Origin of the sequence: Dactylosporangium sp. NPDC000521 (assembly GCF_042898305.1) — a bacterium.
Classification (GTDB): Bacteria; Actinomycetota; Actinomycetes; order Mycobacteriales; family Micromonosporaceae; genus Dactylosporangium.
The window spans coordinates 508,161-532,463 of record NZ_JBIAYW010000005.1 but is presented as its reverse complement, the minus strand read 5'-3'; the positions used below and the strand labels follow the sequence as shown (position 1 = coordinate 532,463).

The 24,303-nt window shown below is 75.4% G+C and carries 16 protein-coding genes; 6 read left to right on the top strand and 10 right to left on the bottom strand.

The window, feature by feature from the left end:
- Positions 1-330 precede the first annotated feature (330 nt).
- The 4 genes from ACFY3L_RS20360 to ACFY3L_RS20345 form a co-directional block, all read right to left on the bottom strand.
- Positions 331-2,529, bottom strand: a complete 2,199-nt coding sequence (locus tag ACFY3L_RS20360) for a carbohydrate-binding protein (protein ID WP_389325883.1) — start codon at positions 2,527-2,529, stop codon at positions 331-333.
- 129 nt (positions 2,530-2,658) lie between these two features.
- Positions 2,659-3,702: a LacI family DNA-binding transcriptional regulator gene (locus ACFY3L_RS20355; RefSeq protein ID WP_389325880.1), complete on the bottom strand. Its 1,044-nt coding sequence runs from the start codon at positions 3,700-3,702 to the stop codon at positions 2,659-2,661.
- 201 nt (positions 3,703-3,903) lie between these two features.
- Entirely contained in the window at positions 3,904-6,387 is a 2,484-nt protein-coding gene (locus ACFY3L_RS20350; RefSeq protein WP_389325878.1) for an ABC transporter permease, read from the bottom strand.
- Between the two features lie 82 nt (positions 6,388-6,469).
- On the bottom strand, positions 6,470-7,174 hold the full coding sequence (locus tag ACFY3L_RS20345; RefSeq protein ID WP_389325875.1) for an ABC transporter ATP-binding protein: 705 nt from the start codon (positions 7,172-7,174) through the stop codon (positions 6,470-6,472).
- A 182-nt stretch (positions 7,175-7,356) separates the two neighbouring features.
- Between ACFY3L_RS20345 and ACFY3L_RS20340 the strand changes: the two genes are divergently transcribed.
- The 3 genes from ACFY3L_RS20340 (at position 7,357) to ACFY3L_RS20330 (ending at position 11,604) form a co-directional block, all read left to right on the top strand.
- Positions 7,357-8,652 carry a sensor histidine kinase gene (locus ACFY3L_RS20340; RefSeq protein ID WP_389325873.1) on the top strand — a complete coding sequence of 432 codons (1,296 nt, stop codon included), beginning with the start codon at positions 7,357-7,359 and terminating at the stop codon, positions 8,650-8,652.
- 10 nt (positions 8,653-8,662) lie between these two features.
- Entirely contained in the window at positions 8,663-8,890 is a 228-nt protein-coding gene (locus ACFY3L_RS20335) for a hypothetical protein (RefSeq protein WP_389325870.1), read from the top strand.
- Positions 8,891-10,986: 2,096 nt separating this feature from the next.
- Positions 10,987-11,604 (top strand): response regulator, encoded by a 618-nt coding sequence (locus ACFY3L_RS20330; protein ID WP_389326103.1) that lies wholly within the window; start codon positions 10,987-10,989, stop codon positions 11,602-11,604.
- A gap of 32 nt (positions 11,605-11,636) precedes the next feature.
- Here ACFY3L_RS20330 and ACFY3L_RS20325 read toward each other — a convergent pair whose 3' ends face one another.
- Together ACFY3L_RS20325 and ACFY3L_RS20320 are read right to left on the bottom strand one after the other, a co-directional pair.
- Complete coding sequence (locus tag ACFY3L_RS20325) at positions 11,637-13,475, bottom strand: hypothetical protein (protein ID WP_389325867.1); 1,839 nt, start codon at positions 13,473-13,475, stop codon at positions 11,637-11,639.
- An 832-nt stretch (positions 13,476-14,307) separates the two neighbouring features.
- Positions 14,308-14,745: a hypothetical protein gene (locus tag ACFY3L_RS20320; protein ID WP_389325865.1), complete on the bottom strand. Its 438-nt coding sequence runs from the start codon at positions 14,743-14,745 to the stop codon at positions 14,308-14,310.
- Positions 14,746-14,869: 124 nt separating this feature from the next.
- Here ACFY3L_RS20320 and ACFY3L_RS20315 point away from each other — a divergent pair, with 124 nt between their 5' ends.
- Together ACFY3L_RS20315 and deoC are read left to right on the top strand one after the other, a co-directional pair.
- Positions 14,870-15,598: a GntR family transcriptional regulator gene (locus ACFY3L_RS20315; protein ID WP_389325862.1), complete on the top strand. Its 729-nt coding sequence runs from the start codon at positions 14,870-14,872 to the stop codon at positions 15,596-15,598.
- The gene (gene deoC / locus ACFY3L_RS20310) at positions 15,595-16,296 is read left to right on the top strand and encodes a deoxyribose-phosphate aldolase (RefSeq protein ID WP_389325859.1); all 702 of its coding nucleotides are present in this window, start codon (positions 15,595-15,597) and stop codon (positions 16,294-16,296) included. The genes ACFY3L_RS20315 and deoC overlap by 4 nt, the downstream gene beginning before the upstream one ends.
- On the opposite strand, the gene ACFY3L_RS20305 is transcribed toward deoC, so the two are convergent.
- The 4 genes from ACFY3L_RS20305 to panD all read right to left on the bottom strand — a co-directional run bounded on the left by ACFY3L_RS20305 (position 16,290) and on the right by panD (position 23,111).
- On the bottom strand, positions 16,290-21,260 hold the full coding sequence (locus ACFY3L_RS20305) for a hypothetical protein (protein ID WP_389325856.1): 4,971 nt from the start codon (positions 21,258-21,260) through the stop codon (positions 16,290-16,292). The genes deoC and ACFY3L_RS20305 overlap by 7 nt on opposite strands.
- A gap of 75 nt (positions 21,261-21,335) precedes the next feature.
- A complete protein-coding gene (locus ACFY3L_RS20300; protein WP_389325853.1) occupies positions 21,336-22,205 on the bottom strand; it encodes an alpha/beta fold hydrolase in 870 nt (289 codons plus the stop codon).
- A 56-nt stretch (positions 22,206-22,261) separates the two neighbouring features.
- Positions 22,262-22,600, bottom strand: coding sequence for a hypothetical protein (locus ACFY3L_RS20295; RefSeq protein ID WP_389326100.1), 339 nt, complete (start codon positions 22,598-22,600; stop codon positions 22,262-22,264).
- 37 nt (positions 22,601-22,637) lie between these two features.
- Positions 22,638-23,111 carry an aspartate 1-decarboxylase gene (gene panD, locus ACFY3L_RS20290; RefSeq protein WP_389325850.1) on the bottom strand — a complete coding sequence of 158 codons (474 nt, stop codon included), beginning with the start codon at positions 23,109-23,111 and terminating at the stop codon, positions 22,638-22,640.
- A 153-nt stretch (positions 23,112-23,264) separates the two neighbouring features.
- Here panD and ACFY3L_RS20285 point away from each other — a divergent pair, with 153 nt between their 5' ends.
- A complete protein-coding gene (locus ACFY3L_RS20285; RefSeq protein WP_389325847.1) occupies positions 23,265-24,287 on the top strand; it encodes an ABC transporter substrate-binding protein in 1,023 nt (340 codons plus the stop codon).
- The last annotated feature ends 16 nt before the right edge of the window (positions 24,288-24,303 follow it).

Genomic DNA, 24,303 nt, shown 5'->3' with positions numbered 1-24,303 from the left:
GCCGGAAGGACAACATGATTTCGTGCACTGAGAAAGACGCATCGCGGCGCGCACTCCGATTCGTCGGTTGCCGTGCGTGATCAATGTCGATGCGCAGCGTATAGACGAAGTTGCCCGGTGGCGCCCTGGCGGATCTCACGGATTCCCTAGGTCGTTAGGTCCCGAACCTCCGGGAACAGGCACTGGAGCGCTCCATGACCGGCGCGCGCGACCCCTCGGGGCCGCGGAATTTACCGCCTCGTGCCGCGCCCGTAACGTTCGGCGGCACACGACGCGGCCCCGCCGGATCCGGGGTACCCAGGGATCCGACGGGGCCGGCGCGGCAGGAGGTCAGGTCAGTCGCAGGTAGTCGACGTTGAACCCGCCGGTCTCGCAGAACAGCGTCAGCTGCTGGTCGCCGGCGGTGGCGACGGTGACCGGGACGTGGATGGACTGGTATGCGCCCCACCCGCCGGTGTCCGGCACGGACACCGTGGCCAGGACCGCACCGGTCGCGTCGCGGAGCGAGATCGCGCCGGGCAGGGGGCCGCCGGTGCCGGTCGCGACGCGCAGCTCCACGTCGTAGGTGCCGGCGGCGACGTCCAGACGGTAGGCGAGCCAGTTGCCGGCCGCGGTCCACCCGACGTTGCGGCCCCCGCTGGCGGCGGGGTTGGACTCGATGAAGTTCGGGCCGCCGTCGGTCCAGCCGTGCTGCGCCACGTACGCCTCGGCCTCGACCTTCTCCCCCACGGGCGCGCCGTGCGGCCGGACCGTGACGTGGATGGTGCGCGCGGCGCTGGCGCGGCCGTCGGTGGCCGTGACCGTGAGGTCGAAGGCGCCGGCGACGGTCGGGTGCAGCGAGACGACGCCGGTGGCCGCGTCGACGGTCACGCCGTCGGGCAGGTCCGTGGCGTAGAAGGACAGGGCGTCGCGGTCGGCGTCGGTGGCCTGCAGCCGCAGCGTCGAGGTGGCGTACTGGTCGACCACGACCGGGCCCGGGTCGCGCAGGACGGGGGCGTGGTTGCGGCCGCGGGGCAGCTCGGCGTCCCAGCGGAACGTGGCGTAGGCGTGCGCCGGCACGGTGGCGACGAACGACTTCCCGGCGAGCACGACCCGCACGGTGCGGTCGGTGTCGAGCGCGTTGCCGATGACCGCGACGTACCCGTCGTGCCGGTCACGGAAGACGACGTTGCCGATCCCGCCCGAGGTGCCGCTGGAGGCGACGCGGACGTGCGAGGGCGTCAGGTACCGGCTGAACTGCCCGAGCTGGTAGAGCTCTTCGCGGACGGTGAACGTGCGGGCCGCGGTGTCCACCTTGACGAGCCGGTCCGGCCACTTGGTGGTGCGGGCGACCTCGTCCCAGTCGACGTTGTTGTCGCGGGCCGGGGTCCAGTGCAGGGTGCCGCCGTCCTGATCCGTCGCCTGCGCCCACATGACGTAGGAGGACGCGTCGAGACGGAAGTCGGCGAGGACCGTGGCCGGGGACAGGTCACTGGTCTCGGTGAGGTGCACCGGCTTGCCGGTCTGCTCGTAGGCGTCCCGCATGACGGTGGGGTCGCCCCAGTACGGGTGGAACGCGATCGCGTCCGCGGCCCGGGCGGCGGCCGGGTCGTCCAGCACCCGGTAGTAGTTCTTGGTGGCGGTGCTGTTCGGATCGCGCCAGTCCCAGAAGTTGAAGTCGTGGATGTACAGGTCGACGTCGAGGCGTGCCTTGCGCAGCTCCCGGTCGATCGCCACGGACAGCTTCTGCTGCTGCTCGACGCTGATGTCCATGGCCGGGTAGACGACGTCCATGCCGGGCTCGTTGAGCAGCGTCAGCGCGTCGACGCGGATGCCGAGGCGGGCGTACGCCTGGACGTACTTGACGTAGTAGCGGGCGAACACGTCGATGCGGTCGTCGCGGAGCTTGCCGACCTGGTAGTACTCGCTGGTGCTGCCGGGCTTGAGGGCGACCTCGCCGAGGAAGCGGTTGTTGGTCTTCATCCACGCCGGGGCGCTCCACGCGGAGGCGAGGAACGTCGCCTGCGGGTTGTACTTCTGGATGAGCTTGACCGTGTCGACGATGTGCAGGTCGATGTCGCGCTGGATGGAGAAGTACCGCAGGTCCGGGTCCTCGGTGACGCCGGCGGGCAGGTCGTCGTAGGACCAGAACGGCAGGTGCTCGATGAGGTCGGGGCTGCCGATGGTGAGCCGGAAGCGGTCCAGGCCGGCGCCGGTGCGCGGGTCCACGAGCAGCCGGACGGCGCGCTCGCGCTCGGCGGGGGTGAGCTTCCACAGGTTCGACACGGAGGTCTCGTCGATCGAGAAGCCGATGCCGGTGTACGACTGACGCGTCCGGCTCGGGTCGACGACGACGGTCGCGTCGGCCTTCACGCCGGCCCCGGCACCGACCCGGACGTCCGGCAGCGGCTGCCAGTGCGCGGCGCCGGTCGAGTAGGTGCCGGTGACCAGGGACCCGTGCTGGGCGTTCGCCGCGGCAGGGGCGGCGGCGGCTCCCAGGGCACCGGCGGTGACCAGTGCGACGGCGGCCACGGAGATGGATCGCCTCACGGCGCCTCCTTCTGCGGATGGTGGAGGCGCGCGGAATCCATCGACGCCTGTAACACGAAGGAAACACGTCGCCGCGGCAGCGTGTCAACCTTTTTTCAGGATCCGATGGAAGTTCTTATGAAACACGCGTCAGGACGGCACCGGACCGGTCGAGCCGCGCACCACGAGGTCCGTCGCCAGCTCCACGTGCAGCGCGTCGAGCTCGTGCCCGGCCAGCATCCGCCCGAGCAGGCTGACCGCCATCCGCCCCATCTCGCCGAGGGGCTGGCGGACCGTGGTGAGCGCCGGGTGCGTGGCCCGGGCGAGCTCGATGTCGTCGAAGCCGGCCACCGACAGGTCGTGCGGCACGCGCAGCCCCCGGTCGGCGGCGGCGTGCAGCGCCCCGACGGCCATCTTGTCGTTGAACGCGACGATCGCCGTCGGCCGCTGCGGCAGGTCGAGCAGCTCACCGGCGGCGCGGTAGCCCTCCTCCACCGTCGGGTCGGACACGGCGCGCACCAGGTCGGGCTCCGGCAGCACGCCGGCGCCGACGAGCGGTGCGAGCCAGCCGGCGAGCCGGTCGCTGCTGGCCATCCAGCCCGGGCGCCCGCCGAGGATGCCGACGCGGCGGTGCCCGAGCTCCGTCAGGTGCGTGACGAGCCGCCGGGCGCCGGCGAAGTTGGCCGCCGACACGGCCGCGATGTCGCGCGGCGGCGACGTGCGCGGATCCACGACCACGAACGGGAAGCCCTGGTCGCGCAGCCGCTCCAGGTCCTCCTCCGGCTCCGACGGCAGGATGAGCAGCGCGCCCGCGACCTGCGGCCAGCCGGTCAGCGTCTTGAGCACCTCGGTGCGCTTCCACGACGACTCGCCGGCGTCGACGATCGCGTGCATGCCGTGCACGTCGAGCGCCTCCGCGATGGCGGACACGATGAGCCCGAAGTAGTCCGTCAGCACGTACGGGCAGCGCACGTAGACGCCGTTGTCCGCCTTCTGCGCGCCCGACCCCCGCCGCCGCGGCGCCTGCCGGCCGAGGCCGCCCATCGCCTCGAGGACCCGGTCCCGGGTGCTGGGCGCGACGTTGGAGCGGCCGTTGAGCACCCGCGACACGGTCGCGATGGACAGGCCGGTCTGCTGAGCGACGTCGCGGATGGTGACACGCTGCCGCTGCTCTGTTTCACCCGCTTGTTTCATCACCGACCAGCATATCGGCTGGCCGGCCCGACACGCGGTGCGGCGACCGCCGTTGCGGTGCACGGTTCCGGGGCCGGACCTGTCTTGTGGTCCGGCCCCGTTCGCCGTTGCCGCTCCTGTACGCCGAGCGCCGGCCGGTGTTCCCTGTGCGCCACGGCTCTTTCGCTGCCCGCTGCTCCGTGTGCGGGTTCCGCGCCGGCGCTACTCGGTGCGCAGGGCCGTGGCGGTGCGGGTCCTGGCGGCCCAGCCGGCGGGCAGGAGGGCGCCGGCGCAGGCGATGACGAGGCCGCCGAGGACGAGCGGCAGGACCATCAGCGGGGCGTACACCTCGATGTAGGACGGCGGGATGCCGGTGTCGGCGGCGCGGCCCATCGCCGGCAGGACCGCGTGGTGGAGCACGATGCCGAGCGGGACCCCGATCACGCCGGCGAGCAGGCCGGTGCCGGTGACCGAGGTGAGGACCATCGTGACCGTCTGCCGCGGTGACATGCCGAGGGCCTTGAACACGCCGAGGTCGTGGACGCGTTCGCGGGTGTCGAGCACGACCGTGTTGAGCACGCCCATCCCGGCGACGACGACGAGCATCACGGTGAGCGTCGCGGCGAGCGTGTCCATGGCGACGACGGTCTCGCTGAGCTCCCCGGCGTTGACGTCCGCGCCGCCGCCGAGCGGCTGCAGGACCTTGTTCAGCGCGTCCGCGTAGGACTGCGCGGTGACGCCCGGATCGAGGTCGATGTGGAACTCGACCGACCGCGGCTCGATGACGGTCCCGAGGGCGGTGAGGGTGGCCGCGTCGGTGACGACGCCGCGGCCGCCGTCGCTCAGGTCGAGCGACTCCCCCACGATCCGGACCTTGCGCGAGCGCCCGGCGTCGGTCAGCGTGGTCGTGTCGCCGACCCGCAGGCCCGTGGCGTGCAGGAACGCGGTCGGCACCACGATCTGGTCCGGCCCGTCGAACCACTTCCCGGAGATCATCTTGTACGCGCCCCAGGAGGAGTCACCGGTGAAGGCGACGACGTTCGCGGGGGCGGTGAAGCCCGAGACACCGATCTCGGCCTGTCCCGTGGTGAACCACCGGCGGGTGCCGGGCTGCGCGTCGATCGCGGCCTGCACCTTCCCGAGGGCGGCGAGGTCCCCGGCGGACGGCTGCGGCCCGCCCTTGCCGTTCTGCCCCGGGCCGCTGGTCTGACCCGGGCCTGCCGTCTGGCCTGGGTTCGCCGGGCCGGTGGGGCCGCCTTGCTGACCCGGTGCCGGCGGGCCTCCGGGGCCGCCAGGGCCAGGGCCGAACGTGAACGCGTGGGCGACGACGGCGCCGGCGGAGCGGCGGTTGAGGCCGTCCTGGATGCCGGCGAGGGACGTGGCGAGACCGGCCCCGAACGTCACCCCGAGGGCGCCGAGGGCGACCGCCGCAACGATCGTCGCGGAGCGGGAAGGGCTGGTGAACGGGTTCGCCAGCCCCAGGCTCACCGGCCGGGGCAGCGGCAGGCGGCCCAGCAGCCGCCGCGCCGTCCGGCCACGCCCGCTCGCCGGGGTGCGGCCGACGGCCAGGGCGGTGACGGTGCGCAGCCGCCCGGCCCGCAACGCCGGCACGAACGCGGTCAGCACGACCGCGGCGAGCGCGACGAGCGGCACGACCACGCTCACCCACGGCGCGACCGTCATCGTGGCGGTGCCGAACGCGTCGCTCTCGTTGGCCAGGACCGGCACCGCGGCGACGTTGCCCAGCAGCACGCCGAGCACGGCGCCGATGGTGGCCGGGATCAGCGCCTGGCCGATGTACGCGCGGGTGACCTGGGCCGGCGTGAAGCCGACGGCCTTCAGGATGCCGATCCGGCGGGTCGCGGCGCCGACCGAACCGCTCACGACGACGCCGATGATGAGCACCGACATGCACAGCCCGAGCACCCCGAACGCGACCACGAACGGCACGAACGTCGCCGCCTGCCGCTCCGCCTTGCGTTTCGCGGCGAGGTACGAGGCGGCGCCGGTCATCGCGTCGGCGGGCACGGCGCCGGCGACCGCGGTCCGGTGCGCGGTGAGCTGCGCGTCGGTGGCGGCGTCGGCGAAGCGGTACAACATCTGGAAGCCGCCCTCGACGCCGGTGCCCAGCATCGCCGCCAGCTGGTCCGGGGTCGTCCACGCCTCGGCGCTGGTCCCGACGGACCTGGCAAGGCCCACGACGGTGAACGTGGGGCTGCCGGGCGCGTCGGCGAACGTGAGCTTGTCGCCGACCTCGATCGGCGACCGGCCGGTCGCCCACACGATCTCCCCGGCGGCGGTGGCCCACCGGCCGTCGGTCAGGTCGAGCCGGTCGACCGGCCCGCCGGGGTCGGCGCGACCGGCGAGGATCGCGGGCGGCAGTTGCAGCCCGGGCGGGATGCGGCCACCGCTGACGGTCGTCGGGCGCAGCGACACGGTCCTGAACGGGCCGGCGGACGCGGTCGCACCGGCCGCCTTCGCGGTGGCGGCGACGGCGTCCGCGGTGACGGACCCCGCGTCGAACGTGGCCGTCAGGTGGGCCCCCTGCTGCTTGGCGAAGCCCCGGTCGAAGGGCGCGCGCGACGCGTCGAGAAGGCCTGCTGCCAGTACCGACGCGGAAACGGCGAGCAGGGTCGTCAACGCCATCACGACCGACTGGACCCTCCGCCGCCCGCCGGCCCGCACGACTCTGCCGACCCCGCTCACGCCGTCACCTCCGCTGCGCTCCGGCGCCGACCTGAGCCGACCAGCCACTCCGGTGAGCGGCCCAAGACGCTCCGCCGGCCGCTCACCGGGCGCCTGCCGCTTGGATGCCGTGCTTGACGTCGCGGCTGAGGCGGCCGTCGACGAGCTCCACGGTCCGGGTGGCGCACTCCTGGGCGAGGGTCACGTCGTGCGTGACGAGAACGACGGTCTGCCCGTCGCGGTGCAGGGCGGTCAGCAGGTCGCGGACCTCGCGGCCGGACGCCGTGTCCAGGGCGCCGGTCGGCTCATCGGCGAGCAGCAGCGACGGGCGGTTCATGAGGGCACGCGCGACGGCGACGCGTTGCCGCTCGCCGCCGGACAGCCGGCCGGGGAACGCCCGGGCGTGCCGCCGCACCCCCAGCTTCTCCAGCAGCTCACCGGCCCTGGCGGTGGCCTCGCCCCGCGGCACGCCGGCGAGCTGCGCGGGCAGCAGGACGTTGTCGTGCACGGTCAGGTCGTCGACCAGGTTGAAGAACTGGAAGACCATGCCGATGCGGGCGCGGCGGTACTTCGCGGACGCGGCCTCGCCGAGCCCGTCGACCCGCACGCCGTCGACGGTGACGCTGCCGGACGTGGGCCTGTCCAGCCCGGCGATCAGGTTGAGCAGCGTGGACTTGCCGCTGCCGGACGCGCCCAGCACGGCGACGGCCTCGCCGGCGTCGATCCGCAGCGTCAGCCCGGCGAGGGCGGGTGGGCCGTCGTCGTACCGTTTGCTGACATCGCTGATCTGGATGAGTGGGGCGGTCATCTGGTACCTCCCTTTACGACGTTTCTCGGTCGTTCCGACCGTAGGAACTCGGTCGGCTCCGGCACGTCGGCCGCGGTGACGGTCTCCGGCGCTCGCGTCATCCTTTTGGACTACACAGCGCGGCGGCGGGTGGTCTTCGAGACCGATGCCGCGCGGCGGGGTGCCTTGGCAGACTTGGGGACGTGGACATCGGGTTCGTCAGGCGGCAGCTGCGGGCGATCAGTGCCGAGCTGTGGCGCGTGAGCGGCCCGATGCCGAAGCTGAGCAAGTGGGCGTGGGCCGCCGACGCGGTGCTCGCGCTGGTGCTCAGCCTGCTCACGGTCAGCAGCACGGCGCAGCCCGGCGACGCGCCCGCGCCGGACTTCGTCTTCGAGAGCGACCGGGTCGTGCGGGTGCCCGACCTGCTCCTGCCACCGGCCCCCGAGCCGCCGTTCCCCGGTCCCGAGATCTCCGACGGGCCCTCAGCCGGGCAGTATGTCCTGGCCGCGCTCCTGGCGCTGCCGCTGGTGACCCGCCGCAGGTTCCCGGTCGCCTCGCTGTGGGTGATCGTCGTCGCCGCGATGGTGCTGCGCGCGGAGCCCGGGTTCGACCCGATGCCCGCGCTGGTGTGCTTCGTCGTGGCCGCCTACAGCGCCGCGCTCTACAGCCGCCACCGGGCCCTCGCGATCGGCAGCGTCATCGTGGCCACCGTGGCCCTGCTCGTCAGCGGCCGGGGCGACGCCGAGACGGACGCGGGGCCGGGGCTGGCGGTGTTCCTGCTGCTGTGCGCGGTCAGCCTCACCGCCAACGCGATCCACATCTGGAAGCAGCGGGCCCTGGCCCTGCAGCGGGAGCAGGCGACCGCGACGAGCCTCGCCGTCCAGCAGGAGCGCGCCCGGCTCGCCGGCGAGCTGCACGACGTGGTCAGCCACAGCGTCAGCATGATGGTCGTGCAGGCCGGCGCCGCCCGCACCGTCCTGGACACCGAGCCCGGCCTGGCCCGCGAGGCCCTGCTGGCGGTCGAGTCGAGCGGCCGCGCCGCGATGGTCGAGCTGCGCCACGTCATGGGCCTGCTGACGATGGACGACGACGGTCCCGACCTCGCCCCGACCCCGGGGCTCGACCAACTCGACGCCCTCGCCGACCGCGTCCGCCGCACCGGCGTCCCCGTCGACGTCGTCCAGACCGGCACGCGGGTGCCGCTGCCCGCGGGGGTGGAGCTGGCGGCATACCGGGTGGTGCAGGAAGCGCTGACCAACGCGGTCAAGCACGCCGTGGGCGCCTCGGTGACCGTCACCGTCGACCACACCACCGACACCCTGCACGTCGACGTCACCGACACCGGCGGCACCGCCGACAGCTCCGCCGACCCCGGCAGCGGCCGCGGCCTGGCCGGCCTCCGCGACCGCCTGGCCCTCCACGGCGGTACTCTCACCGCCGGCGCCACCCCCACCGGCGGCTTCCGCGTCCACGCCACCATCCCGATCCCATCCCCATGACCCGCCTGCCATGCCGGGCGGTGCCCCGGCCGCTCACCGCGACAGCGACGTCCACGGTGCCGCGCCGCCCACCAGCAGCACGAACGACACCCCGCGCGTCGACGGCACCGACACCGGCGGCACCGCCGACAGCTCCACCGACCCCGGCAGCGGCCGCGACCTGGCCAGCCTCCGCGACCGCCCGGCCATCCACGACGGCTTCCGCGTCCACGCCACCATCCCGACCCCACCCCCATGACCCACCTGCCTCGCCGGGCCGCGCCCCGGCCGCTCACCGCGACAGCACCGTCCCCAGTACCGCGCCGCCCCCCGACAGCACGAACGACACCCCGCGCATCGACGGCACCGACACCGGCGGCGGCCGCGACCTGGCCGGCCTCCGCGACCGCCTGGCCCTCCACGGCGGCACTCTCACCGCCGGCCCCAACCCCACCGGCGGCTTCCGCGTCCACGCCACCATCCCGACCCCACCCCCATGACCCACCTGCCTCGCCGGACCGCGCCCCCGGCCGCTCACCGCGACAGCGCCGTCCCCAGTACCGCGCCGCCCCCGACAGCGCGAACGACACCCCGCGCGTCGACATCACCGACACCGGCGGCACCGCCGACAGCTCCACCGACCCCGGCAGCGGCCGCGACCTGGCCGGCCTCCGCGACCGCCTGGCCATCCACGACGGAACTCTCACCGCCGGCGCCACCCCCACCGGCGGCTTCCGCGTCCACGCCACCATCCCGATCCCACCCTCATGACCCGCCTGGCTTGCCGGGCGGTGCCCCGGCCGCTCACCGCGGCAGCGCCATCCCCGGTGCCGCACCGCCCCCCAGCAGCGCAAACACAGGACCATCCGCCAACAGCGCGCCGCTGCCCAGTGGTGCGAACAACCCGCCGGCACTCAGCGACGTGGACAGAGCGCCATCCCGTTGCGGGCAACGCGCCGTTGCGGGCAACTCGCCGTTCCCCGCACGGGCCGTTTCCCGCGAGGCAGTCGCAGGGTCATCCGCCAGCGGCGCGCAGTCCCGTCCGCGCGGACAACCCACCATCGCCCAGCAGCGCGAACAGAGCACGCCATCGTCCGACGGCACGGGCAGGCCGGCATCGCGCGCAGCGACGCGGGCCGGACGTGGCCCGCAGCAGCGCGCTGCCCGGCGGCGCGAACGGCCCGCCACCGCTACACCTGCGCGGGCAGCGCGGCGTCTCGCGGCGGCGGGGACGGCGGGGACGGTGCAGTCGTGTCCGTGAAGGTGGTGCGCTGGCGATCTCGTCGCAGTCCCCGAGGCGTACCCGCGAACCGGACGGCTGCCGTGCCGCGGCGGTCGTTGCGGGCTACGGCCGGGGTCATGATCGATGGACGGATCCGGCCACGCCGGCGGCCACGGCTGTCCTTCGATCACGTCGGCGGGGGCGAAGGTGGGCGGCCTGGCGACAACCATGGCCGGTCCGTCGTGGTGGGGCGGCACCGGGGCGTGCCGGCCACGAACCCCAGGATCGCCGACCGGGGCACGGCCGCCGGCGCTCGCGACGATGTTCGGCAGCGGGTCCGTCCCCTTTGCGGGCAACGCGCCGGTCCCGCACGGGCCGTTTCCCGTGAGGCAGCCACAGGGCCATCCGCCGGCGGCGCGCAGTCCCATCCGCGCGGCCAACCCACCATCGCCCAGCAGCGCGAACAGAGCACACCATCGTCCGACAGCGCGAGCAGGCCGACAGCGCGAGCAGGCCAGCAGCGCGAGCAGGCCAGCATCGCGGGCAGCGACGCGGGCCGGACGTGGGCCGCAGCAGCGCGCCGACCAGCAGCGCGAACAGTCCGCCACCGCTCCAGCTGCGCGGGCACTGCGGCGTCTCGCGGTGGCGGGACGATGCGGTCGTGTCCGTAACTGTGGCGGTGTGCTGGCGATCTCGTCGCAGTCCCCGAGGTGCGCCCGCGATCCGGACGGTTGCCGTGCCGCGGCGGTCGCTGCGGGCTGCCGTCGGGGTCATGATCGATGGATGGATCCGGCCACGCCGGCGGCCAAGGCTGTCCTTCGATCACGGCGGCGGGGCGACATCCATGGCCGGTCCGTCGTGGTGGGGCGGCACCGAGGCCGGGGCACGGCCGCCGGCGCTCGCGACGGTGTTCTGCAGGGGGCGGGGCCGTGCCGACTGCGGCAACGGTGGTCGGGCGGGCGGCGGGGTGACGTCGTGGAGCGGTGAGGCGATCGCATGATTGAGGGGCGTCCGGTGCTGGCCGGTCGATCGCGGTGCATTCTGGTCGGGGACGCGGTGGAGGGGGTTGCGTGAGCGAGCCGTTGCGGGTGGTCGTCGCCGACGATCAGGCGTTGGTGCGGACCGGGTTCCGCATGATTCTCACGGCGAGCGGGATCGAGGTGGTCGCGGACGCGGCCGACGGGGCCGAGGCGGTCGACGCGGTCCGGCGTACCCGGCCCGACGTGGTGCTCATGGACGTGCGGATGCCGCGCATGGACGGGCTCGAGGCGACCCGCAGGATCCTCGGCGGGCCCGTCACGGGCGCCACGCCGCGGGTCATCATCCTCACGACGTTCGACCTCGACCAGTACGTCTACGCGGCGCTGTCGGCGGGGGCCAGCGGGTTCCTGCTCAAGGACGTCAGCCCCGAGCACCTCGTTGGCGCGGTGCGGCTGGTCCGTGCCGGGGACGCGCTGCTGGCGCCGTCGATCACGCGGCGGCTCATCGAGCGGTACGCGACCCGGGACGCCCGCACCGCGACGCTCCACCGGGACCTGTCCGGGCTGACGCCGCGCGAGGTGGAGGTGCTGCGGCTGCTCGCCAGGGGGCTCAGCAACGCGGAGCTGGCGGCGCAGCTGCAGCTCAGCGACGCCACGGTCAAGACGCACATCGCCAGGATCCTGTCGAAGCTGCAGCTGCGCGATCGTGCCCAGGCGATCGTCGCCGCGTACGAGACCGGACTGGTCACCCCAGGCTCGGGCACCCCCTGACGAGCTGCCATGGGCGACTTCGGTGGAGGGGGTCAGCGGGCCGTCGGGACCTCGGCGCGGAAGGTGGTGGCGTCCAGGTCGTAGCGCTCCAGGAAGTCGGCCACGGCCTCGACGACGACCCGTTCGACGACCTTCACGTACTTCGTAGCCTCGAGGGCCGGCAGGGTGGCGGTGGGGTCGCCGACGAGTTCGCGGATGCCGAGGCGGGCGCTGTGGTCGTGCCAGCCGTCGTGGTCGGGCCGGCGCGCCAGGATTCGCAGCCGGTGGGCCGCCGTGCGGATCAGTCGCCACGGCGCGGCCGTCAGTTGTGTCAGCAGCTCCAGGTGTACGACCGGCGCCGGCACATAGCACGCGGGCCGGACCGGTGGCAGGACGTGGGCGGAGAGCTCGACGTACACGACCGAGGCCTCGATCGACGTGTGCACGAACACCGACACGTACCCGTCGCCGTCGTCGGGCGGCACGACGGGCCGGCCCTCGGCCGTGGTGACGCCTCTGGCCCGCGGCACGATCACGACCCGGTCGTAGTGGCGCAGGCCCTCCTGCGGGGCGCGGACGACGGCGTCGACGGCGTCCCGGGAGGCGAGCGGCAGCGGGACGCCGTCGTCGAGCAGCGGGTCGCCGGCGCAGCGGACCCCGTCCGCGGCCAGGTACGGCGTCACCGTCAGCCCCGGCACCCCGTGATGCCCGGTGCCGTCGCCGAGGCCCTGCAACGCCTGACCGACGTGCCGGCGCAGCAGGACGGGGTCGAGGGTCGCGGGGCTGCGGGGGCGGTAGCCGCCGGAGTCGACCGCGCGCAGCGCCACCGCGACCGACCACGCGCACACCCGCGGCCCGGCACCGACGAACGGGTCGCCGCGGCTGAACGCGACGTTGCCCCGCTGCGCGGCGGCGACGACCGCGACCCGCCGGGCGGTCGAGGCCAGCCTCGGGGCCGGATGGGTCGCGGCGGTGAGGGTGGCGGCGGTCCACCACAGGTGCGCGAGGTGGCCGGCGACGGCGCACCCGGCCAGGACCGCGAGAGCGGCCCACACCCGCGCCCCAGGTGCCGCGCCGACGGCGGCGACGACCCGGTCGAGCTCACCGCCCGGCGCCGCGACGGACGAGCCGGCGACGGTCAGCACCGCGCCGACGGCCGTGACGAGGCCGAAGACCAGCGCTACGGCCAGCAGCGCCCTCCCGGCGGGCGGCGCCCCTCGGACCGCCTTCGACCGGCACAGCCCCACGACGCCCCCGAGGAGCAGGACGGCGGCGGTGGTGCGGGGCGCAAGGATCAGCGCGGTGAGGACCGCCACGGCGAGGAACGCGTCCCTGGCCGTGGCCAGCAGCCTGGCCCGCAGCGCATGGCACAGCACCGGCTCCAGGTCCAGGCCGACCGACGGCGCCACGGCCCGCCGCGGGTCGTCGGTGAGTTCGGCGACGACCCGCTCGGCGAGGCCGGGATCGAGGTGCACGGCCGCGCACAGCCGCCGGGTCGTGGTCGACGGCATGCGCTGCGCCGGGCTCGCGTCAGGCATGGCGAACAGCGGCGGTGGCCAGGCGGCCTCGCGCTTCGCCTGCCGCGGCGCCCACGCGGCCGTGACGTCCGGCTGCTCCGCGGGGGAGCCGCCCCGCGCCTGCCACGCGGGCGCGACGTCCGGCTGCTCCGCGGGCGAGCCACCCGGCTTCTCCGCGGCCGAACCGCCTCGCGCCGGCCACCGCGACCCCGCGGACGCCGGGTCAGGACGGTCCGCCGCGGCGGCACCGTGCCGCGGGCCAGCGGGCGCGGCATCCGGCGGAGCCCCCTGCCCGGGCCACCGCGAGCCCGCGGGCGTGACGTCCGACGAGGCGCCCTGTCCCGGCCACCGCGCCCCGCCGGTCGTGGCGTCCACCGGCACATCCCGCCCCCGCGACCCGGCAGGCGTGACGTCCGGCGCCGCATTCCGGCCCCGCCACGGCAACCGCCCGCGACGCGCCGGCTCACCGGCCGAAGTGCCCGGCTGATCCGCCGCCTGCCCGCCACGGCCCAGCCCCGTGGAGCCGCCGGGCACGACATCGGGCGACGCGCCCCGGCCACGCCACGGCAACCGCCCGCGACGCGCCAGCTCACCGGCCGAAGTGCCCGGCTGATCCGCCGCCTGCCCGCCACGGCCCAGCCCCGTGGACCCGCCGGGCACGACATCGGGCGACGCGCCCCGGCCACGCCACGGCAACCGCCCGCGACGCGCCGGCTCACCACTCGAAGCACCTGGCTGATCGTCCGCCGACCCGCGACGGCCCCGCCACAACGACCCGCCGGACACGACATCGGACGACGCACCCCCGCCACGCCACAGCAACCGCCCACGACGCGCCGGCTCACCCGGCGAGGCGCCCGAGCCGTCCGACGCGCCTGGATGGTCCGCGGGCGTGGTGGCCCGGGCCGGCCGGGCGCTGTCCAAGGAGCCCGGCTGATCGGCAGAGAAGGCACCGGGGCGGGTCGGATCCGCGGTCCGGCGTCGCAGTCGTGACGCTCCGCGGCGGGCGGGGGCGGCAGGCTGCTCCGCGGGTGGGGCGGTCCGGTGCAGCGCCCCGGCAGGTCCGGGCCATCGCGGCGGTGGGCCGGCCTCGACCGTGCCGCCGAAGGCGGCCGTGTCCCTGCTCAGCGCGGCCAGCACCGGTCCCCGGACAGGCGCCGAACGGTCGTGTCGCCCCAGCGCGGTGAGCAGCCGCGCGAGGAATGCCTCAACCCGCACGGTGGTCGTCGCCGGTCTGCTTGCGGGCCGCGGGCAGCTTGACCCGCAGGCGCGACACCCGTCTGGCGCCGTTCACCATGGGCGTGGCGAATTCGGGAGGGGTTGCGGCAGTCGTACCGGCGACGGCGGCGACACTCAGGAACGGCGAGGCCACCCGGGCGAGCTGCGTCAGCAGCAACGGTGCCGCGATCCCCGCTGCCACCATCCCGCCCGGCCCGGACACCTGCCCGCCCGCCCCGAGCGCGGCGGCGAGCCCGGCGCCGGCGAGGCACCGGACGGCGACGGACGCCGCGTACGCCCCGGCCCCCGGCTCCCCCGGCCCGTGCCACGGCAGCCGCCCGGTCCGGCGGCGGGCCGCCAGCAGGTCGAGCACTTCCAGCATGAGCGCGGCGAACAGACCCCAACTGGCCGCTCCGGCTGCGCTCATCGGACCACCATAGGAACCGCCCGCCCCGGTCTTCCACGGTATCGACCGTCGATCACCCGGTCGGGTTGACGCTCCCGGGTACGTCTGGCACTGTCTAGGTTGTCTAGAGGACCTGGAGGATTGGGTGAGCAAGACGCCGCTGTACGTGCGGATCGAGCGGGAGCTGCGGACGCGGCTCGCCGGTGCGCGCCCCGGCGACACGGTGCCGGCCGAGTCGGTGCTCGCCGGGGAGTTCGGGGTCGCCCGGATGACGGTGCGGGCCGCGCTCAACGCCCTGGAGTCCGACGGGCTCATCGAGCGGATCCAGGGGCGGGGCACGTTCGTGCGGCAGCGACCCGAGCCACGGGCCGCCGGGACCCTGATGAGCTTCCAGGACCAGGTGCGCGGCTGGGGGCGCACCCCGCGGTCGCGCCTGCTGGAAGGCGAGATCCGGGCGGCCTCCGCGGCCGAGGCGGCGGCGCTCGGGCTGACGGCCGCCGCACCTCGCGTGGTGTCGATCGCTCGGGTACGGCTCGCCGACGACGTCCCGCTCGCGGTCGAGTACGCCTGCTTCCCGGCACACCTGAGCGCGCTGCTCGACGTCGACCTGGAGGCCGGTTCGCTGCACCGCGCGCTGCACGACCTGGGGCTGCGCCCCACGCTCGGCTCGTCGACGCTGACGGCGCAGCGGGCCGGCGCCGACGGCGAGCGGCTGCACGTGCCGGCGGACGAGCCGCTGCTGGTCGAGACCCGGCTGATCGTCGACCAGCACTCGACGCCGCTGGAGCACACGGTCAGCCGGTATGTCGGCGCCCGCTACGACCTGCGCGTCACGTTCGACGTGCGGCCACCTGGAACAGGAGAACCTCGATGAACGTGGCCAAGATGATCGACCACTCGCTGCTGCGGCCCGAGCTGACGACCGGAGACGTCCGGCTGGGGTGCGAGGTCGCGGCCCGCCGGGCGGTCGCCTCGGTGTGCGTCCGGCCGTCCGACGTCGGCCTCGCCAGGGCGGCGCTGGACGGGACGGGTGTGCTCGTCGGGACCGTGGCGGGGTTCCCGCACGGCGACACGCTCACCACGGTCAAGGTCGCCGAGACGCGGGCACTCGTCGAGGCGGGCGCCGACGAGATCGACATGGTGCTGCACATCGGGCGGCTGCGCAGCGGCGACGACGCGTACGTGCACGACGACATCGCGGCCGTGGTCGACGCGGCGCAGGGGCGGGTCGTCAAGGTGATCCTGGAGAACGTGTACCTCACCGACGAGCAGAAGGTCGCCGGCTGCCGCATCGCCGAGCGGGCCGGTGCGCGGTTCGTGAAGACCAGCACCGGGTTCGCCGGCGGTGGTGCCACCCTGGCGGACATCCAGCTGATGCGCGCCACCGTCTCCCCGCACGTCGAGGTCAAGGCGGCCGGCGGGGTCCGCAGCCTCGACACCCTGCTCACCCTGCACCGCGCGGGCGCCACCCGCTTCGGCGCGACGGTCACCGAGGCGATCCTCGACGACTTCGCCGCCCGCGAGCGCGGGGAGCTCCCGGCGGCCGCACCATCCACCGCCGGCGGCTACTGAGCCGCTGTCACGGCAGCCAGGACCTTCGCGTACGCGGCGCGGCGGTCGGGGCGGGCGCGGGCGGCGGCCTTGGTGAGGGCCGGGGCGGCGGCGGGGCCGTAGCGGGTCAGGCCGGCCTCGGCGGTGCGGCGGACGGCCGGGTCTGGGTGCAGGAGCAGGCCGACGACGGCGCCGATCGCGGGCGTCCAGCCGGCGCTGCTGACCGCGCGGATCGCGACGCGGACGATGTCCGGCTGCGGGTCGGCGAGAAGCACCTCGCTGTGCCGCAGGTACGTGGGCCGGTCCAGCAACTGGCGTGACACGCGGTGGGCGTGCAGGCGGACCTTCGCCTCGGGGTGCCGCAGCAGGTCGTCCAGCAGCCCGGCCAGGCCGGTGCCGTCTCCGGTCCCGGCCAGGGCGGCCAGGGCGACGCGGACCCGCGTGGCGTCGCCGTCGCACGCGAGGCGGAGCAGGTCGTCGCGGGTCGGCGGGCGCACCGTCGCCGACGGCCGGTCCAGCAGCCCGGCCGGCAGCCGGGGCTCCGCGGGCTCCGGCAGCAGCAACGGCCGGACGGGCTCGCCGAGCAGCCCGGCCACGGTCTCGGGTGGCAGGCGGCGCAGCTCCCTGTCGACGACCTGCCGGATGTCCGGCGTGGCGGGCTCGCGCAGCCGCAGGAGGGCCGGGAGGAGCGGCGCGAGCTCGGCCGGTGTCAGATGCCGGGTGAGACGCACCGCCCTTGCCAGCCGAACGTGAGCGGCCTGCCGGGCACCCGCCCGCTCGGCACGCGCGCGGTCGTAGCCGGCCGCCTCCAGCGCGTCACGGGTCGCGGTCGCGCGCTCCAGCGCCTCGTGCTCCAAGGGTGCGTCCGGGGCGAAGTCGGCTGGGGTCAGGGCGCGGGCCAGCGTGTGGGTCGCCGGCAGGTCGGCGCCGCGGTGCAGGTACACCTGCAGCAGGCGACGCTGGATGGCCGGCTCGGGCCAGGTCCGCAGGGCCTCGGCGGCGCGGCGGCGCTGGGTGGTGCCGGGGCGCGGGTGGTCGAGCATGTCGAGGAGCCGGTCGCGCACGGCGGCCGAACGGGGCTGGTCGAGGTCGCCGTCGTGCGGGGTGCGCGGCGCCGGGTCCGGACGGGCGGCCTCCTCGCCGAGAGTCCACAGTGGAGCTCCGATGGGCTGCAGGGCCGCCATCCGGTCGAGCAGCGCGGGCCGGTCCTCGACGGCGGCGGCGGGCCACGCCTCGATCAGGGCCGCGAGGCGTTCCCGCGACTCCACTGTGGACGACCCTGGGCTCGGCACCGACCCGGCCGGCGCCTCGCGCGGCACCCGCACATCGCCTCGCGCCTCGTCCCGGCCCGGCGCCCCGAACGCGTCGCGCGGCGCCTCGTCCCGGCCTGGGACCCCGAACGTTTCGTCCTGGCCCGGGAGCCCGAACGCCTCGCGCAGCACCCGCACCTCGGCCTGCCACGGGTCGGCGCCGAGCGCGGCATCGGCGAGGGCACGCTCCACGTCGCGGCGGGTGAGGACGGCGCCGCAGCGGCGCAGCACGGGGAGGGTCGAGCGGAGACCGGCGGGCGCGGCCGGCGCCGCCCGCAACCTGGACGCCACGTCGAGCGCCGCGGCCGGGGTGAGGTGCGGGGCCAGGTCCTCGAGGACGGCGAGGAGGGCGTCACGGTCGGCGTGCGACAGCTCGCCCACCCCGGTGACCACAGTGGACCGTGCGCGGCCGAGCGCGATCCGCTCCTCGGGCGTCCACGGCGCCGGGCAGCAGCGCACGACGAGCCGCAGCACGGACGGGCGCAGGTCCGGCTCGGCGGCCGCGAGCCTGAGCCAGTCCGGCAGCAGCCGGCGCAACCCGGGCAGCAGCGCCTCCGGCAGGTCCCCGTCGGCGGTGGCGACCCGGCGGGCGGTCCCGGCATGCCATCCGTCGCGGATCAGGGCGGCGAGATCCGGGTGCGGTCCGGGCGCGGCGGACGTCAGGGGCGGGGTGATGCCGTGCGCCGCCATCCGGCCGGCGAGCGAGGCGCCGCCGCCGTCGCGCAGCCGCAGCCGGCCGCCGGCGACGAGGCGCAGCAGCGCCGGGCCGGCCGGCGAGCCCTGATCCGCCAGCGCGGCGACCGACCGCTCGGTCAGGGCGCCGTCGAGGGATTCGAGCAGCGGGAGCTCGCCGGCACGTTCGAAGGCGGCGATGACGGTCGCGTCGGCCGCGTCGCCGAGGATCGCCCGCAGCGCGGCGGTCAGCGCGGACCGCAGGCCGGGGTTGTCGTGACGGCCGAGCCAGCCGAGCAGGTGCGGCACCGTGGCGGGGGTTCCGGTGGTGCGCAACGCCTCCGCCGCGGCCTTCTTGATGTTCATGTTCGGGTGTTCGAGGCAGGCGGCGACGGCGTGACCGGCCCACCGGGCATCGGCGCGGCTGAGCGCGACGAGGGCCTGGCGGACCGTCTGCACGTCCCCGGCGGCGGTGAGCGGTGTCAGTGTCGCGGCTAGGGCCTCGACCCCGTCGCGCGCGAGGACCGCGACGGCGTGCTTGCGCACGTGCGGGTCGCGGTGGCGCAGGAGCCGGTGCGTGCGGGCGCGGATCCGCTCGTACGGGGTCCGCTCCAGCAGTTCGAGCAGCACCGCGAGCCCGGTCGGCGGCGTCCCCGGCCGGTCGAGCAGGTCCAGCGCGAGGCTCGCGGCAAACGCGTCACCGGCGGCCCGCTCGGCGGCGTCCAGCTGGCCGGCGTCATGCGGGTCGGTGACACGCTCCGCGGCGTCGAGCAGGCAGACGGGGCGGATGCGGCCGTCGCGGAACAGGCGGCGGCCCAGCCCCTGCAGCGCGGCGAGCGCCTCCTGCGGCACGACCGGCATCCGCTTCGTGGCCGCCGGACGGTCCCGGTCCGCATCCACGGCGGCGAGGTCGGCGGGGAGCCGGTGCTGCCCGTCCGGCGGGTTGCTCCGGGTGTCGTACGCGAGGGCCAGCTCGGCGACGACGCGGCCCAGCAGGTCGGTGACGTCGTCCACGGCGGCCGCGTTGCCGGCCAGCCAGATCAGCACCTCGAGCGGCCGGTCGGGGGTGGCGCGGGCGCGCAGCACGGCGAGCTCGCGTTCGTCGGGGCGGCCGAGGTCGGCGGCGACCCGGCCGGGCAGGGCCGCCGGGTCGAGCCGCAGCAGCAGCGCGTGCCGGCGGGCGGGGTCGGGCTGGAGCAGCCAGCACAGTTCGAGCGCTCGGTGCCGCCACGGCCGCAGGTACGCCGCCCCCGCACCGTCGAGAGCGGCGGCGAGCACGGCGACGGTGCGGTCACCGCCGACCGCTTCGAGGGCGTGCAGCGCCGCGGCCGGCGCGCGGGGCAGGGCGGCGAGCACAGCCTCCTCGGCCGGGGCGTGGCGCAGCGCGCGGATCGCGGCGAGGAACGGCTCCGGCTCGCCGGCCCCCGGCAGCAACGCCGCGACGTCCCCGCCGATGTCGAGGTCCGGCGCCCCCTGCCGCGCGAGGGCGACCAGCAGGTCGAGCCGCCGCGGCCAGTCCTGCGCCGTGCCGGTCGCCGTGAGGAGGGCGTCGCGGGTGGCGTGCCGGGCGGTGTACAGCAGCGCCGCGACGTCATCGGCGGGGATCGTGTGGTCGGCGAGCGCGAGGCCCACGACACCCGCGGCGTCGGCACCGGCGACGATCAGCCCGCGGTGGTGCATCGTGGTGAGGCAGCCGATCGCGGCCCGGCCCAGCAGCAGCGGATCGGTGCCGGCGAGACCGACGACCGCCGCGATGGCATCACGGTCGAGCAGGTCACCGACCGCTTCGAGGGCACGCTGCCGGGCGCGCGGCGGCACTCGGCGGTCGGCCGCCGCGTCCAGCAACGGATCCCGCAACCCGTGCCGGGCCGCGGCCGCCACCGCCGCCTCAGCGACGCCCGCACGCCCAGCCAACCCCGCCCCGGCGACGCCGCCATGCCCAGCCACCGCCCCGCCGACACCCACACGCCCAGCCAACCCCGCCCCGGCGACGCCGCCATGCCCAGCCACCGCCCCGCCGACACCCACACGCCCAGCCAACCCCGTCCCGCCGACGCCGCCATGCCCAGCCGCCGCCCCGCCGACACCCGCACGCCCAGCCAACCCCGTCCCGGCGACACCGCCATGCCCAGCCGCCGCCCCGCCGACGCCCGCACGCCCAGCCAACCCCGTCCCGCCGACGCCGCCGTGCCCGGCCACAGCCGTCTTGGCGACGCCGCCATGCCCAGCAACCTCCGCCCCGGCGACGCCCGCGTTCACCGCCACCCCGGCGACGACCGCCGGCTCGTGCACTGCGGCGACCGGCGCCGCGGTGAGGAGTGTGCGCAGCCGGTGTGGGGCGACGGGGTCGACGGCGGCCCACGGCTCGGCCAGCTCGGTGAGCGCGCCGGCCACGACCGCCGGGGTGCCGCTGCCGAGGAGCCGCACCAGGAGCCGGCGGGCGGCCGCAGGGGCGAGCACCGCGGCGCGCAGCCCTTCCCGGCACATTCGGAGCGCGGCGTCGTGCAGAACCGGGTCGTCGCGGCCGGTGAGCTCGTCGAGCAGCCGCGGCGGGTCGGACGCGTCGGCGCAGCGCAGGCCCGCCACCGCCTGCAACAGCGTCTCGCCGGGCGGCTCGGCGGGCAGGCGGCCCGGCAGGTGCAGCAGCTCGGCCCGCAGCCACGCCACCCGGACCACCGCCACCGGACAACGCTCGCGCCACCCCGGCCAGGCGGACGACGGCAGCCGCCCGCCGTGCCGCTGGAAGAGCTCCGCCACGGCGAGCGCGACCTCCGGCGTCTCGTCCACCGCGAGCGGCCGCAGCAGGCCGTCGTCGACGTCGCCGCCGGTGGCCCGCGCACCGAGCCACTGCACGGCGAGCAGGCGCAGGGACGGGTCGCCGTGGCGGGCGAGCCGGTCAAGCAGCGCGGGCGGGCACGCGGTGCCGTCGACGTGCGCGGTGAGCCAGTCCACGTCGCCCCGGTCCACAGCGGCCGCGACGTGCGGATCCGTCGGCTCGGTCACACGCCCGATCCTAAGCAGCCCCGCAACCGGGGTCAGGTCACACGCCCGACCCCAAGCAGCGCAGCGTAACCGGGATCAGGCGGCGGTGAGGGCGCCGATCTCGTCGAGGATCGGCGTCCACAGCGGCCGCGGCAGGTCGTGGCCCATGCCCGGGTAGACGACGAGGCGGGCGCCCGGCACGGCGGCGGCGGTGGCGCGCCCGCCGGCCACGCGGATGAGCGGGTCGGCGTCGCCGTGCACGACCAGCGTCGGGACGCGGACCGCGGCCAGCCCGGGGCGGCGGTCGCCGGAGGCGCGGATGGCGGCGAGCTGGCGGCGGGCGCCGGCCGGGTCGTGGCCGCGGTCGTACGCTCGGCGGCCGACGTCACGCAGCCACTCCTCGTCACGCGGGTAGGCGGGCGAGCCGATGGCGGTGAAGACCCGGACCATGCGTTCGGCGGCCTCGTCGCGGGTCGTGGCCGGCGGGATGCCGAGGGCGCGGAACGCGCCGAGCCGGGCGCGGCCGATCTGGGGCGCGGGCGTGGACATGACGGAGGTCAGCGTCCGGACGCGGTCCGGGTGACCGATGGCGAGGGTCTGCGCGATCATGCCGCCGAGGGAGGCGCCGACGACGTGGGCGGAGGGCCAGCCGACGGCGTCGAGGACGGCGACGGCGTCGAGTGCCATGTCGGTCAGGCGGTACGGCGCCACGGCCCGCGGGCGGGCCAGCAGGTCGAACAGGCGCGGGCTGCCGGCCTGTGACCAGTGCGTCGACTCGCCGGCGTCGCGGTTGTCGAAGCGGACGACACAGTAGCCGCGGCCGGCGAGCTCGGCGCACAGCTCGTCGGGCCACGACAGCAGCTGCATGCCGAGACCCATGATGAGCAGCAGGGGCTCGCCGTCGGGCGGGCCGAGCCGCTCGTAGGCGATGGTGACGTCGTCGCGGCGGGCCAGGGCGATGACCATGGGCTCAGCATCGGTGATGAGACGCGATCTCGGAAAGGCCCGCCGCGAAGAAGATGTCAGCAGCCGACGCAGGTGGCGGCGTCGAACACGTGCTCCCCCAGCCGTGAGGGCATCTCGGCGACGCCGGGGCCGCCGGCGGTGAGCCACGCGCCCACCGCGTCGGCGGCGTCGTGGTCGAGGATGTCGCCCAGGTAGACGGGCCTGGCCCCGCCGCGGCGGGCGGCCCGGGAGGGCTGCACCACCACGACGTTGGAGCGTTCGCAGACCGAAAGGCACTCACTGACGCGGACGCGGTGCCCGCCGGCGCCGGACCGCAGCGCGGCGAGCTGCGCGTCATGGTCGACGTCGGGGTGCTTGCCGGTGCTGCCGCAGCAGCAGTCGCGGCACACCGTCAGCGTGCAGGCGTCGTCCGTCCACGGCGGGGCCATGACGTCAGCGGCTCGCGGCGAGCACGGCGGGGGCCGGCGCAGCAACGTCCAAACCCGCGTCCAGACCGGCGGACCGGCCGGAGCGCTGGTCGGGGTCGCCGGGGACGGGTGCCGCCGGGTCGGTGCCGAGCTCGACGATGCGGTTGGCCTTGTCGACGTGGACGACGCGGGAGCGGTGCGAGGCGACCTCGGACGCGTCGACCAGCTCGAACGACATGATGATCACCAGGTCGCCGGGTGAGACGAGGCGGGCGGCGGCGCCGTTGATGCCGATGACCCCGCTGTCACGGGCGCCCTCGATCACGTACGTGGTGAGGCGGGCACCGGTGTCGATGTCGACGACCTGCACCTGCTCCCCTTCGACCAGGCCGGCGGCCTCCAGCAACGCGCTGTCGATGGTGATCGATCCCACGTAGTGCAGGTCGGCCTGGGTCACCGTGGCGCGGTGGATCTTTCCGCCGAGCAGGGTGCGCTGCATTGAGTCGTCCTCTCCGAAGGGGCAGGCATGGAGGTCCCAAAGGGCCGGCATAGAAGCCAAGCCTAAGTTAGGCAATGCTAACCTACATTCCTGCTTCACCGCGCCACCCTCCGGCACGGTTTGCCGCGACCCCGAACCTCCCAAGGAGCATTGATGACCCGCACCCCCCGACCCACGACGTGGTCGCGCCGCACGGCGCTCGCCGCGGCCGCCCTGCTCGCCGTGACCGGCCTCGCCGCCTGCGGTGACGACACGAAGGACTCCGCCGCCGCGACGCCCAGCGGCTCCGCCGCGCCGGCCGCGTTCCCCGTCACGATCGAGCACAAGTTCGGCTCCACGAAGATCGAGTCCGAGCCGAAGCGGGTCCTCACCGTCGGCTGGAACGACCAGGACTTCGTGCTCGCCCTGGGCGTCACGCCGGTCAGCACCCGAGAGTGGTTCACCGAGTACCCGACCTACCCGTGGGTCAAGTCGGCGCTGGGCGGCAAGACGCTGCCGACGTTCTCCGCCGAGATCAACTTCGAGGCGATCCTCAAGGAGAAGCCCGACCTGATCATCGCCATCTACGAGACGGTCAACCAGGAGACGTATGACCGGCTCACGCAGATCGCGCCGACGGTCGTGCAGTCGAAGGACTACGCCGACGAGCAGACCCCGTGGGACGTGCAGACGCTGACCACCGGCAAGGCCCTCGGCAAGTCGGCTGAGGCGAAGGCGCTCGTCGACAAGGTGAACGCGAAGCTCGCCGAGGTCAAGAAGGCGCACCCCGAGTTCGCCGGCAAGGTGCTCGTCGAGGACTTCGGCCCGGAGAACGGCCAGCACTGGCTCATCGCCGCCAAGGACCCGCGCCGCGCCCTGTTCGACGCGCTCGGCTTCGCCGCGCAGCCCGAGAAGGACGAGATCAGCGAGGAGCGCCTTGACCTGATGGACAAGGACATCCTGTTCGTCAACGGCGCCACCAAGGCCACGATGACCGCGTCGCCGGTGTTCGCGAAGCTGAAGGTCGTCACCACCGACCGCACCCTGTACACGACGTTCGAGACCCCGCTGTCCGGGGCCCTGGCCTACAGCGGCCCGAACGCGCTGCTCTTCGCCCTCGACATCCTGGTGCCGGCGCTCGCCGCCGCCGCCGACAACGACCCGGCCACCAAGGTCCCGGACCTCGCCGCCGCGTGACACCAGCACGAAGGGG

What these genes read in the sequence shown, in the direction of transcription:
- ACFY3L_RS20335 (WP_389325870.1), top strand. Translation starts at nt 8,663, where the DNA reads ATGCCGGGCGGTGCCCCGGCCGCTCACCGCGACAGCGACGTCCACGGT.
- ACFY3L_RS20300 (WP_389325853.1), bottom strand. Translation starts at nt 22,205, where the DNA reads ATGGTCATCGCCCTGGCCCGCCGCGACGACGTCACCATCGCCTACGAG.
- ACFY3L_RS20330 (WP_389326103.1), top strand. Translation starts at nt 10,987, where the DNA reads ATGATTCTCACGGCGAGCGGGATCGAGGTGGTCGCGGACGCGGCCGAC.
- ACFY3L_RS20345 (WP_389325875.1), bottom strand. Translation starts at nt 7,174, where the DNA reads ATGACCGCCCCACTCATCCAGATCAGCGATGTCAGCAAACGGTACGAC.
- ACFY3L_RS20320 (WP_389325865.1), bottom strand. Translation starts at nt 14,745, where the DNA reads ATGAGCGCAGCCGGAGCGGCCAGTTGGGGTCTGTTCGCCGCGCTCATG.
- deoC (WP_389325859.1), top strand. Translation starts at nt 15,595, where the DNA reads ATGAACGTGGCCAAGATGATCGACCACTCGCTGCTGCGGCCCGAGCTG.
- ACFY3L_RS20285 (WP_389325847.1), top strand. Translation starts at nt 23,265, where the DNA reads ATGACCCGCACCCCCCGACCCACGACGTGGTCGCGCCGCACGGCGCTC.
- ACFY3L_RS20355 (WP_389325880.1), bottom strand. Translation starts at nt 3,702, where the DNA reads ATGAAACAAGCGGGTGAAACAGAGCAGCGGCAGCGTGTCACCATCCGC.
- panD (WP_389325850.1), bottom strand. Translation starts at nt 23,111, where the DNA reads ATGCAGCGCACCCTGCTCGGCGGAAAGATCCACCGCGCCACGGTGACC.